12 protein-coding genes are annotated in these 12,068 nt (G+C 68.9%); 5 read left to right on the top strand and 7 right to left on the bottom strand.

Going from position 1 to position 12,068, the window contains the following annotated elements; translation table 11 throughout:
• Window positions 1–144: 144 nt before the first annotated feature.
• Both AB0L97_RS37760 and AB0L97_RS37755 read right to left on the bottom strand, forming a co-directional pair.
• Window positions 145–801, bottom strand: a complete 657-nt coding sequence (locus AB0L97_RS37760; RefSeq protein WP_364439652.1) for a cutinase family protein — start codon at window positions 799–801, stop codon at window positions 145–147.
• A 147-nt stretch (window positions 802–948) separates the two neighbouring features.
• Window positions 949–1,947, bottom strand: a complete 999-nt coding sequence (locus AB0L97_RS37755) for a zinc-binding alcohol dehydrogenase family protein (protein ID WP_364439655.1) — start codon at window positions 1,945–1,947, stop codon at window positions 949–951.
• 197 nt (window positions 1,948–2,144) lie between these two features.
• Here AB0L97_RS37755 and AB0L97_RS37750 point away from each other — a divergent pair, with 197 nt between their 5' ends.
• Window positions 2,145–2,783, top strand: coding sequence for a TetR/AcrR family transcriptional regulator (locus AB0L97_RS37750; protein WP_355078514.1), 639 nt, complete (start codon window positions 2,145–2,147; stop codon window positions 2,781–2,783).
• Window positions 2,780–4,459, top strand: coding sequence for an FAD-binding dehydrogenase (locus AB0L97_RS37745; RefSeq protein ID WP_364439648.1), 1,680 nt, complete (start codon window positions 2,780–2,782; stop codon window positions 4,457–4,459). Before AB0L97_RS37750 ends, AB0L97_RS37745 begins: the two co-directional genes overlap by 4 nt.
• Window positions 4,460–4,462: 3 nt before the next feature.
• Here the strand turns inward: AB0L97_RS37745 and AB0L97_RS37740 are convergent, their stop codons facing one another.
• The 3 genes from AB0L97_RS37740 to AB0L97_RS37730 form a co-directional block, all read right to left on the bottom strand.
• Window positions 4,463–5,329 carry an expansin EXLX1 family cellulose-binding protein gene (locus AB0L97_RS37740; RefSeq protein ID WP_364439645.1) on the bottom strand — a complete coding sequence of 289 codons (867 nt, stop codon included), beginning with the start codon at window positions 5,327–5,329 and terminating at the stop codon, window positions 4,463–4,465.
• 226 nt (window positions 5,330–5,555) lie between these two features.
• Entirely contained in the window at window positions 5,556–6,293 is a 738-nt protein-coding gene (locus AB0L97_RS37735) for an IclR family transcriptional regulator (RefSeq protein ID WP_355081430.1), read from the bottom strand.
• A gap of 142 nt (window positions 6,294–6,435) precedes the next feature.
• Window positions 6,436–6,696 (bottom strand): three-helix bundle dimerization domain-containing protein, encoded by a 261-nt coding sequence (locus AB0L97_RS37730; RefSeq protein WP_355081428.1) that lies wholly within the window; start codon window positions 6,694–6,696, stop codon window positions 6,436–6,438.
• Between the two features lie 254 nt (window positions 6,697–6,950).
• Here AB0L97_RS37730 and AB0L97_RS37725 point away from each other — a divergent pair, with 254 nt between their 5' ends.
• Both AB0L97_RS37725 and AB0L97_RS37720 read left to right on the top strand, forming a co-directional pair.
• The gene (locus tag AB0L97_RS37725; RefSeq protein ID WP_355081427.1) at window positions 6,951–7,427 is read left to right on the top strand and encodes a nuclear transport factor 2 family protein; all 477 of its coding nucleotides are present in this window, start codon (window positions 6,951–6,953) and stop codon (window positions 7,425–7,427) included.
• Between the two features lie 73 nt (window positions 7,428–7,500).
• Window positions 7,501–8,553 (top strand): aminotransferase class V-fold PLP-dependent enzyme, encoded by a 1,053-nt coding sequence (locus tag AB0L97_RS37720; RefSeq protein ID WP_364439639.1) that lies wholly within the window; start codon window positions 7,501–7,503, stop codon window positions 8,551–8,553.
• Window positions 8,554–9,080: 527 nt separating this feature from the next.
• Here AB0L97_RS37720 and AB0L97_RS37715 read toward each other — a convergent pair.
• A complete protein-coding gene (locus AB0L97_RS37715; protein WP_364439636.1) occupies window positions 9,081–10,154 on the bottom strand; it encodes a diacylglycerol kinase in 1,074 nt (357 codons plus the stop codon).
• A 1-nt stretch (window position 10,155) separates the two neighbouring features.
• Window positions 10,156–10,947 carry an SDR family oxidoreductase gene (locus AB0L97_RS37710; protein ID WP_364439633.1) on the bottom strand — a complete coding sequence of 264 codons (792 nt, stop codon included), beginning with the start codon at window positions 10,945–10,947 and terminating at the stop codon, window positions 10,156–10,158.
• Between the two features lie 98 nt (window positions 10,948–11,045).
• Between AB0L97_RS37710 and AB0L97_RS37705 the strand changes: the two genes are divergently transcribed.
• On the top strand, window positions 11,046–11,927 hold the full coding sequence (locus tag AB0L97_RS37705; RefSeq protein WP_364439630.1) for a helix-turn-helix domain-containing protein: 882 nt from the start codon (window positions 11,046–11,048) through the stop codon (window positions 11,925–11,927).
• Window positions 11,928–12,068 lie beyond the last annotated feature (141 nt).

The following is a 12,068-nucleotide window of genomic DNA, read 5'->3' as shown; positions in this document are numbered from 1 at the left end:
CGATCGACCCGTCTGGGCAGTCCGAATGCGTTCCGAGCGTGACGCGAGGGGGTGGTCGCAAGCCGACGCTGTTCGCGTGATGCGTGGAAAGTCAGGGACCGACCTCGGGTCGGTCCCACCCCGCGGATTTCCCGTCTCGGGATGTCACATCCGGTCTACCGCGAACTCCACGGCGGGCCACATGGCCCACCGGTAGTCCGTGTGCGCGGCCGGACGGATGCCGCCTTCACACACCGGATCACCGCTCGCGCAGTAGTTTCCGGTCCGCCCGGCGTATCGGTCCGGCACGTTCCAGCCGATCAGCCGGATCGGGTCGCCGAACAGCAGCACCGCCGCCACCCGGGATTCCAGATCTCCGGGCAGCGAGTAGATGCCACCGAGCACGGTGACGATGCCGGTGCCGAGCACCCCGTGGGTGACGACGGCTCCTTGCGAGAAGCCGACCAGGATGAACCGCTGGTCCGGGCAGTTCTCCGCTTGCCACATCAGGTGCGCGGTCATGTCCTGCGTGCCGCGGCTGATCGAGGACGGATCGAGCAGGTCGGCGGGGTAGTCCACCCGATATTCCTGCGAATCGACCGGAAGCGCTTGCCACAGTGCCTCGTACAGCGGATCGCCCACCACCGAACCCAGATACCCGGGTTCATGAGTGCCTCTGGCGACGACGACGTCGACCGCCGCACAGGACGCGGCCCATGCGTGCATTCCCGTCGCAGCCCCGAAACCCGCGACGAGCAGTAGCACGGCGAATGCCCTTACTACACGCCACTTCTCGAACTGGATTACCTTCCGGTTGGCCATCGTACTCACCTACTCACGCCGTTGTGAGACAGCCGAGCGACACTTGTCAGTGACAATTACTCGGCTATATCCGCGAAGGTAAGAACGGCTGAGGAGGCGGTCAAGGAAATCCATCCGACCGATACGGAGTCAGCGCCGAATCGTGTTCTACGGCAGGAGAACCGCCGCACCGGCAAATCGTCCGTGCGCGAGATCGGCCAGCGCCCGATCGGCCATGTCCAGGGAATACCCGTGCGTGGTCAGATGTATCCGGTGTTCGCCGGCGAAAGCCAGGAATTCGCGGGCATCCGCGCGGGTGTTCGCGGTCACCGAGCGAATCTCTCGTTCCTGGAACAGATGCCGCTGGTAGTTCAAGGCGGGAATGTCGCTGAGATGAATACCGGCGACGGCGAGGATCCCGCCGCGATCGAGCGCCGCCAGCGCGGGCGGCACCAGCTCACCGACGGGGGCGAACAGGATCGCCGAATCCAGCAGCACCGGAGGCGGATCCGCCGCGCCCCGCACCGAGGCGGCGCCCAGCGCGGCGGCGAGCTCCCGCGCCGCCGGATCCCGCGTCATCACGTGCACCTCCGCTCCGCGCGCGGCGGCTACCTGAGCGGCGATGTGGGCGCTGCCGCCGAAACCATAGATCCCCAGCCGCCCGCCCTGCGGCACGGCGGCCCGCAGCAGCGCCCGGTACCCGATGATGCCGGCGCACAACAGCGGGGCGGTATCGGCATCGGAGTAGCCCCGCGGCAGGCGCAGCGCGTAAGTCGCGGGCACACAGGCGAATTCGGCGTAGCCGCCGTCGGCATCCCAGCCGGTGTAGGCCGAATGCGGACAGAGGTTCTCCGCCCCGCGCAGGCAGAACTTGCACTCGCCGCACGTGTGCCGCAGCCAGGCGATGCCCACCCGGTCCCCCACCGCGAAACCCTCCGCGGCCCTGCCGACCGCGACGACCTCGCCGACGACCTCGTGCCCCGGCACCACCCCCGCGCGGTGCACCGGAAGGTCGCCTTCGGCCACGTGCAAGTCGGTCCGGCACACGCCGCAGGCCAGCACACGCACCAGCAGTTCGCCGGGACCGGGTTCGGGGACCGGTGTTCGCTCCGCGTCCAACGGTCCGCTTTCGATCGGACCCGGCCTGCGCACCCGCCAGCAACGCATCGCGGACGTACCGCTGCGAACCTCGCTCATCGGATCACCTCGCACCGATCGGATCGACACGGATGGGCACCCCGACCGCGTCGGCCGGGCCGGAATCACCCTACTCGGCGAATACGGCCACGCGGCCCGGCGAATTCTGATACGTTTCTGTATCGAGTACATTCCTGTATCCAACGCCTCGACCGAGGAGGTGCCCGATGACGTCCGATGCCGCGCAGGCCGCGCCCGCCCGGGTCACCCGCCGCCGCGCCGAAACCAGGAACCGGCTGCTGACCGCCGCCTACGAGGCGTTCGCCGAGGAGGGTTTCGGCCGCGCCACCGTGGAGCGGGTCTGCGAGCGCGCCGGATTCACCCGCGGGGCGTTCTACTCGAACTTCAGCTCGCTGGACGAGCTCTTCCTGGCCATGTGGGAGCAGCGCTCCACGGCGATGCTCACCGAGGCGAGCGCCATCCTGGACGAGATCGCGGCCGAGGGCACCGATGACGTACGCGCCGCCGTCCAGCGACTCGAACGGGCGGTCCCGGTCGACGAGGGCTGGTACCGGATCACCGCCGAATTCACCGCGCACGCCCTGCGCACCCCCGCGCTGCGCCGGGTGATGGCCGCTCGTGAGGAGGCCATCGTCGCGGCGCTCATGCCCACGATCGTCGCGGCGCTCGCCCGCGGCGGCCGCACCGTGCCCGATCCGGAGGCATTCGGGCAAGCGCTCATCGCCGTCCACGACGGCACCAGCGTGCAGGTACTGATGGAGCCGGACAGCCGCGCCGTGCGCGAGCGCCGCACCGAACTCTTCCACCACGTCGTGCTGGCCTACAGCACCGCAACCGAAGGATGAACATGTCCCACAGCAGCCCCGAGGCGGACGTCCTCGTCGTCGGCGCCGGGCTGGCCGGCCTGGTCGCCACGCACGAACTGGTCAAGGCCGGTCGCACGGTGCACGTGCTCGATCAGGAGAACCGCAACAACCTCGGCGGCCAGGCGTTCTGGTCGCTGGGCGGGCTCTTCTTCGTCGACAGCCCGGAGCAGCGGCGTCTCGGCATCGAGGATTCCTACGATCTTGCTCTGCAGGACTGGCTCGGCTCGGCCGGGTTCGACCGCGACGACGAGGACAAATGGGCCAGGCAGTGGGCGCAGGCGTACGTACGGTTCGCGGCCACCGAGAAGCGGGACTACCTGCGCGACCTCGGCCTGCGCGTGACGCCGCTGGTCGGCTGGGCCGAACGCGGCGGCGCTACCGCTGACGGGCACGGCAACTCGGTGCCGCGCTTCCACCTCACCTGGGGCACCGGCCCCGAGGTGGTCCGGGTCTTCGCCGAGCCCGTGCTCGAAGGCGAGCGGCGCGGGCTGGTCCGCTTCGGCTTCCGTCACCGGGTGGACGAATTGATCGTGGAGGACGGCACGGTGGTCGGTGTGCGTGGCGCCGTGCTCGAGGACACCGATCTGGAGCGCGGTCGCGCCTCGTCCCGCACCGAAGTCGGCGGGTTCGAACTGCGCGCCAAGGCCGTGATCGTGGCTTCCGGCGGGATCGGCCACAACCACGAGCTGATCCGGCGCAACTGGCCCACCGAACGACTGGGCCCGTGCCCGGAGACCATGATCTCCGGCGTGCCCGCGCACGTCGACGGCCGAATGCTGGCCATCACCGAGACCGCGGGCGGCGCCATCGTCAACCGCGACCGCATGTGGCATTACACCGAGGGCATCGTCAACTGGGACCCGATCTGGCCCGACCACGCCATCCGGATCATTCCGGGGCCGTCCTCGCTGTGGTTCGACGCCAACGGAAAGCGGCTGCCCGCACCGTGTTTCCCCGGATTCGATACGAACACGACGATGAAGGAGATCCTGAAGACCGGCTACGACTACTCCTGGTTCGTGCTCACCCAGTCGATCATCGAGAAGGAGTTCGCGCTGTCGGGCTCCGAGCAGAACCCGGACATCACCGGCAAGGACCTCAAACTCACTTTGAAGAGCCGCGTGGCCAAGGGCGCGCCGGGCCCGGTCGAGGCGTTCAAGCAGCACGGCGTCGATTTCGTCGTCGCGGACACGCTGCGCGAGCTGGTCGAGGGCATGAACAAGATCGCGCGCGGCCCCCAGTTGGATTACGACGACCTGGAACGCCAGATCGTCGCGCGCGACCGGGAACTGGCGAACAAGTACGGCAAGGACAGCCAGCTGATGGCGATCGCCAACGCGCGCCGATACTTCGGCGACAAGGCGGGCCGGGTCGCCAAACCCCACCGGATCCTCGATCCCGCCGCGGGCCCGCTGATCGCCGTCCGGCTCAACATCCTCACCCGGAAGACCTTGGGCGGTCTGCAGACCGACCTGAGTTCCCAGGTGATCAGGCCGGACGGCACGGCGTTCCCGGGTCTGTACGCCGCGGGTGAGGTCGCCGGATTCGGCGGCGGCGGTGTGCACGGCTACAACGCGCTCGAGGGCACCTTCCTCGGCGGGTGCATCTTCTCCGGCCGGGCCGCTGGGCGTGCGCTGGCCGCGAGGCTCACCTGAGCGCTACCGTCGACAGCCGGACGCGACCGTGACGGGCCCTGTCGCGGTCGCCAGCGACGGCGACGACGTGAACGACGGCGCGCCGGAATAGAGCCGGGTGCCCGCCGAGTATCGCCCCGGTTCCACCCGCACCTCGGTGATCTCGGCCTCGTTGCCGAAGACGTCCGTCACGCGCGCGGTGAACGGGCCCAGCCCGGCGCCGGAAAGGGTCCAGTAGTTGTCGGCCCGTCGGCTGAGCTGTCGCCACGGCCCACCCTCCGCCGGACGAACAGCCGCCTCGCGCAATGGGTTTCCGGTGCCGCCGAACAGGATGCCGAACCAGGACGCGGACGAATCCGGCTTCACCTCGTAGGTCAGCTCCTGCGCCGGTTGCGGATCGCGGACCAGACGGTAGCCGACCCGCGCCACTCCGTCGCGGGGATCGGCGATCCGCTCGAACGCCGCAGCGCTGAGATCCAATTGTCCCGGAGCGCATGCCGGGCAGTGGTCGACCACCAGCGCGCGGACCGACCCCCGTGGGCCCGCGATGTCCAGCAATGCCCCGCAGAGATCGGCGCGCCCGTAGTCGCGGGTCGAAAGCCCGGCATAGTAGCCGTCCGGCGGCAGCTCGCGGAAGGAACACGATGTCCGCGTGCCGAAGACGTAGTAGCGCACCTCGGCGGACATGTCCGGCCCGATCGGCGCGAAAGTCACGGCGGACACGGGAAATCGGGACGGCGAGGAGACCTCGTCGAGCGGATGCGCCGCGGCGCAGGTCGGCGCCGACGGCCGCACCAGCCAGACGACCACCGCGACGGTGGCCAGCGCGCCCGCCGCAAACCATAGCCATTCGGAACGGAATGGCCGCTCTTGGATCGGTACCCGGTGCATCGCTTCCCCGACTCCGGCTCGGCTCCTCGCGGACTGTCCATCCTGACTCCACCAGGAAAGCAGCCCGGCCGCTCGCGCGCACAGCGAACGAAAATTCTTCACAGTGAAAGGCGGGCAATTCAGCAAGCGCACCGCTAATTTCGGCCATTCCGCCCGGGGACGGCCGCGGCCGATCGGAAATGATCCGGCGGAGCCGGGCGCACCGATGCCGGGCCGCGCGATGCAGCTAGAGCCTACGCGCGTGCCGAGGACACAGGGTTCGCCCCGCCTCACGGGCGATCTCGGCCAGCGCCATGGCCAGCCGCGCGGTGTCCGGCGCCACCGCGTCGGCACCGATCAGGCCCGACAACGACACCGCGGCCACCGCCGCGCCGCGACCGCGAATCGGCACTGCCACGCATGTGATTCCGGGCACGGACTCCTCGTTGTCGACGGCGACACCCTGACGGTTGCGGATGCGGCCGAGTTCGCGATGCAGTTCGGCGCGGTCGGCGAGGGTGCGAGCGGTCAGTTGCGGCAGGCGATCCCGGAAGGACGCCTCCACGATGCTCGGGTCCAGCGTCGCCAGCAGCGCCTTGCCGAGTGCGGTGCTGTGCGCGGGCATTCGGCCGCCGAGCCGGGTGGGCACGCTGGCGGCGATCCGGCCGCCGACCTTGTCCAGGTACAACACATCGCGCCCGTCCAGAACGCCGAGATGGCCCACCATTCCGGTCTGCTGGCAGACGTCGTGCAGCAGTGGGCTCACCACATCGCGGATCTCGTTTTGGTCGGCGGCCAGGCCACCCAACTCCAGAGTGCGCAAGCCGAGCCGATAGCCGCCGGGCGCGTGCGCCAGCCAGCGCAGCCGGATCAGCTGGTCGAGGATGCGATGCACGGTAGAGCGCGGCAGTCCGGTGCGCTCGGCCAGTTCGACGAGGGTGAGCGTCGGCGTCGCGCCGTCGAACGCCTCCAATATCAGCGTCATCCGCTCGATCATCGATGCCGGGGGCTGGCTCGGTCGTGCTGCCTGTCCGGATCCGGTCGGCAAATCCCCCGTCTCGGAATCGGTCATCACCTCGACCGTCATTGCCAACCTCCACGCGTGCTCGCGTAGAGCTTAGAGGCCGCTAAGCGGACCCGTGCGCGGAATCCTCGAGGGCGAAAAGCCACTCGCGGGTGTACCGCTCGGCCAGCAGGGGCAGGAAGTTGACGATGGTGGCGTGGTGTGCGACATGGTCGTAGGAGGCCTGGAGATGGTCCTCGATCGCGGCTTCGCTGGCGACACCGTCGAATTCGTTCTCCAGGCGCCGCGCGGCCGCCTCGAGGGCGAGTTCTTGGTCGAGAGGGATCTGCTGGTTCGAGTCGTGGGTGGCATGGCGGTCGGTCATCGCAAGATTCCCCTGGTCGTGACGGATCGGTACCCAGGACGCTGTCGTGGCGCACGATAACGCCCGTCATATGGGTACCCGCCCCCGCCCGGTTCGACACCCTCGCCTGCGGCTGAGGTCCCCGATCCGGCCTCCGCTCCGGACGACGACACAGTTGATCCCCGCGGATCTCGATCCGTCCCTTCGCGACGCCGACTCGCACCAAAATAGAACACGTTCTTGTCTGCGGGGGCTGCGCGTGCCAGGCTCGACAGATGGATCTCGACGCCATCGAAGCCGTCCGCCAGTTGAAGTACCGCTACTTCCGTGCCCTCGACCTCAAAGAGTGGGACGAGTTCGCCGACACCCTCGCGGTCGACGCGAAAGGGCGCTACGGCACCCACGCCATGGGCGAACCGCTGAACCTCGACGGCCGTGACGCCATCACCGCGTTCATGCGGGAGAATCTCGGCCCCTCGGTGGTCACCGTCCACATCGCCAACCACCCGGAGATCGGCGTCGACGGCGCGACGGCCACGGGATCCTGGGCCTTCGAGGACACCGTGCTCGCCACCGAGTACGGGGTGCTGATCCGGGGAGCCGGCTACTACACCGACACCTACCGCCGCGACGACGACGGCAAGTGGCGCATCGCCTCCACGGCCTACCGGCGCATCTACGAATCCATGCAGTCGCTGTCGGACACACCCAGCTTCCAGTTGCTGTCCAACATGTGGGCGCCCGGTAAGTGACGGGCGGGAAAACGGTCCACTATCCGCCCGGTGGCGCTGGACGGTCCCGCGCCGCCCGGCGGATGCTGCGAACATGCCCTCGCTAGCGCCTGACGAGTTCACTCCCGAGATCACCTACCTGAACACCGCCTCCTTCGGTCTGCCGTCCGCCCGCGCACTGGCCGCGGTCCGCGAGGCGAGCACGAGCTGGGCCACCGGCCGCAGTGGCCCGACATCCCAAGTGGACCTTCTGGTACCGGACCTGCGCGCGGGCTTCGCCCGGCTGCTCGACGGTGCCACCGCCGATGACATAGCGCTCGGCAGCGGTGTCGCGGGCCTGATCGCACCCGTGGCCGCCGCACTGCCACCGGGCGCGGAGGTCCTCCTGCCGGAAGGCGAATTCGCCTCGGTCTCGATGCCTTTCGTGTACCGGGACGATCTCGTCGTGCGCTTCGTCCCTTTGGCGGAGCTGGCCGCGCAGGTCCGCCCGGAGACGGAGTTGGTGGCGGTGAGCGTGGTCCAATCCGCGGACGGCCGCGTCGCCGATCTCCCCGAGCTGCGCGCGGTCACCCGGGCCAACAACGCGCGTTTGCTCGTGGACGCCACCCAGGCCGCGGGCTGGCTGCCGCTGCGCTTCGCCGACGCGGACTACTGGGTCTGCGCCAGCTTCAAATGGCTGATCGGCGCGCGCAGCGTCGCGTTCCTCGCCACGCCGCCCGAGTTCGTCCCGCAGCTGCGTCCGATCGGCTCCAGTTGGTACGCCGCCGAGGACCGCTGGGCGGAGCTGTACCGCCCGGCCGCGCTGCCCGCGACGGCACGGCGATTCGACACGACGCCCGATTGGCTCGGCGTCGTGGCGGCGCTGGCGGGACTGTCGCTGATCGAGGAACTCACCGTCGACAAGATCGGCGCGCACGACCTCGAACTCGCCGGCCATTTCCGTGCCGGACTGCGCGAACTGGGTTTCGAGCCCGTCGAGGCGCCCTCGCCGATCGTCTCCGTCCCTGGCGCGGGCGACCTCGCGGCCCGGCTCGAGCAGGCCGAGGTGGTCGCCTCAGCGCGAGGCGGCGGCTTGCGATTCGCCTTCCACCTCTACAACAGCGCCGACGACATCGAGCGGGCACTGTCCGCGCTGCGAGCCGGGTAGTCCCCGCCGCGGGCCGCCTACTTGCGCGGCCAATCGAAACGGGCGAGCCCGAAGTGTTGGCCGAGCAACCGCGCCGACGACATCGAGCGGGCACTGTCCGCGGCGCGAGCCCGGTAGTCCCCGCCGCGGGCCGCCTACTTGCGCGGCCAGTCGAAACGGGCGAGCCCGAAGCGTGGCCGAGCGACAGCGCCAACACTTCCGGTCGGCTGTTTGCGTCCGAGTTGGCGACGACGGGGCACTGTCGCCTGCGGGCCGGGTAGCTCCGCGTGCTGCCGAGCCGGTCACACGACCGGGCGGGGCCAATAGCGTGACACGCTGTCGCCGGCCGACCGGCACGCCGTGCAGCCGGTCGGTCGGTAGGCCGGTCGCCCGGTCGGTCGGCAAGCTGCAGCTCATCGATGACCTCGACCGCGCACAGTCCGCGCGGTACGCCGAATAGCCTCGGCCGGGGCCGCCGTGCGATGGGCCAGTAGCTCCGCAGGCCTTCTACCTCCTACCTCCGCGTACCGCGTGGGCCGGGTGGTGGGTCAGCGACCGGGACGCTGCGCGGGAGCGGTGATCAGCGGGAGATCGAGCGCGGTGAGAATTCCGGCGGGCGCCGCGACCACGGCTGGAATCGCGTTGACGATGCGCAGGCCGGTCGCCAGCACGGTCGCGTAGTTGTGATCCCCGTTGCGGCTCGAGGTCACCAAGTCCAACGCGTAATTGGGCTCGCCGGTGATCTCGACCCGGTAGGAGCCCTCCGGGTCCGCCGGTTGGGGCCAGTCCGGGCACAGGTCGGGACGCAGCCTGGTCACGTGCTCGAGCACCGTGACGGGCACGTCTCCGACCATGCCCCGCACTTCGAAACGCAGTGCCGCCGCCGTTCCTTCGGCGATGTGCCCGGTCGCGATATCGAACGACTCCGGCGCCGCGATCCGCTCGTAAGATTGCGTGACGGCGTCGAGGGTGACCCCGATCCCGGCCGCGAGCTGGCGAACCGTGCCGCCCCAGGCGAGCGACAGCACGCCGGGCTGCAACAGCATGGGGATCTCGTCGAGTGGCTTGCCGAAGCCCATGATGTCGAACATGACCGCGCGGTTGTCGTAGCTGGCGTAGTCCACGATCTCCAGACAGCGCAGCTGATCGATGCGCAGACAGGTCCCCGCGAGCGCGAGCGGCAGCAGGTCGTTGGCGAAACCGGGGTCGATGCCGTTCACCCACAGCGACGAATTGCCCTGCGCGGCCGCCTCCTGCACCGGCTTCAGCAACTCGTCGGGCAGCACGCCGTAGGGGTACTGGAAGAATACGGGTGCGCACGCGACGACATTGATCCCGGCGGCCAGGATGCGTTGCAGATCCTGTACGGCTTCGAACAGCCGGTTGTCGGTCATGCAGCAGTAGACGACGCAGTCCGGACGCGACGCGAGCAATGCCTCCGCGTCGGTCGTCGCGGCGACGCCGACGGGCTGATCGAGCCCCCCGAGCGTCCCCGCGTCCGCTCCGCTCTTGGAACCGGACACCCACACCCCGGTCAATTCCAGCTCGGGATGGGCGATTACGCCGGCCAAGGCATGCTTGCCCACATTGCCGGTGCCCCATTGCACTACGCGATATGTCATGTCACAGGTCCGGGATCGGAAGGTCGAGGTTGGGAACGATCAAACCGCCGTCGGGCTCGAGAATCTTGCCGGTGAGGTACTTCCCCGCAGGGGACACCAGATAGAGCGCGGCCGCTGCGATGTCCTCCGGTTCGCCGATGCGATGCAGCGGTGTCTTCGACTCCAATTCGGTACGCATGGCGTCGTTTCCGGCGACGACCTCCAGTGCGGAGGTCAGGATCGAGCCCGGCGCGATGGCGTTGACCCGGATACGCGGATTGAGGTCGAGAGCGGCGAGCTTGGTGTAATGGGCCAGAGCCGCCTTGGCGGTGCCGTATGCCGCGAACGCTCGTCCGGGGAGCCGCCCCATCGTGGACGTGATGTTGAGAATCGAGCCGCCGCCCGCTGTTTCGAGCATGCGCGGCACCGCGGCGCGGACCAAGGCGTGCGCGTTCGAGACATTGAAGTCGAAGGCGTCCCGCAGTGCCTGCGGCGTCGTGTCCAGCAGCGGGCACGGCAGTGCGCCGCCCACGTTGTTCACCACGATGTCCAATCGCCCGAAGCGTTCGACCGCCGCTGCGGCGAGTGCCGCTGTGGCCTCGGCGTCGCTCAGATCCGCGGGCACCACGTGGGCCTGTCGGCCGGTGGCGGAAACCCGCTCGGCTACCTCATCGAGCTGGCTTTTGGTTCGTGCGGCGATGACGACATTCGCACCCGCCTCCGCGAACGCGACCGCTATAGCCGCGCCCAGGCCACGACCTGCGCCGGTGACTATCGCGACCTGATCATCGATTCGGAACCGTTCCAGAATCATTCACGCTCCTAAGCATCGACTGACGAATATTCGACAGCATGTGATGTAATATTCGTCATCGTAAGTCGCTCACCGAGCCGGGACAAGGGATTGCCATCATGCCGGACCGATCTGCGTCGCCGCCCACGCGGCGCGTCGTCGACATCGTGTCGCTACTGGCGACCTCCGGGGAGCCGATCAGCGTCGCGGGCATCGCCGAACGGCTGGGCATCGCGCGCGCGACCGCGACCGCGATCCTGGTCGAGTTGGACGCGGCCGGTTGGGTCGTGCGCGACCCGGCTCGTGGTTACGGCATCGGCCCGGCGCTGGTGGGATTGCACGGCGCCGCGCTTCCACAGGACGTGGGCGAGCTCCTCGCCGGTCTCGCTGCCCGGACCGGCTATGGCGCCACGTTCAGCCGCATCGAGCCGGACCGGCTCACCGTGCTCGACGTCCGGCACGGCGTCGACCGGGCGGTGCCGGGAATCCCGGTGGGACATCGTATTCCGCTCCAATTCCCGGCCGGCGCGAGTGTGATGCCGTGGCGTCCGGCAAAGGAGCAGAATACGTGGCTGAACACCGCCGACGAGGCGGATCAACGCATCGTCGGCGCGCTGCTGGCACTCGTGCGTGAACGCGGGGTCGCGGTGTTCCGGCCGCGCGCCGACGATGCGGGCCTGGTCGACCTGCTCGCCGATCTGCTCGGCGCGGTCGGATCCGAATTGCTGCGACCGCATCTGCGTACTCGCGCGCTACGCCAGCTCGCCGCGCTCACGTCCCGGCCTTTCACGCGGACGGAGCTGGATTCGGATGAGATATTGCCGCTGAGTTATCTCGCGGCCCCGGTTTTCGATGCGAGCGGCACCGCGGCCTACGAAGTTCAGCTGGGGCCATTGCAGGTGGCGACGACGCGCGTGGAACGCGATGAATTCGTCGATGCGACCCGCAGCGCGGCAGCCGAATTGACGAACGCGCTCACCGCCGGTCGGCATGGAAAGTAATTCTGTGCATAAATGACGAAAGGCCCTCGACGGTGTCGAGGGCCTTTCGTGAAAGGATGTTCCGGCGGTGTCCTACTCTCCCACACCCTGTCGAGTGCAGTACCATCGGCGCTGGCAGGCTTAGCTTCCGGGTTCGGAATG

The organism is Nocardia sp. NPDC051911, assembly GCF_040681035.1.
Taxonomy (GTDB): Bacteria; Actinomycetota; Actinomycetes; order Mycobacteriales; family Mycobacteriaceae; genus Nocardia; species Nocardia sichangensis.
The sequence above is the reverse complement of the archived record's forward strand: the minus strand, read 5'-3'. Positions and strand labels throughout refer to the sequence as shown.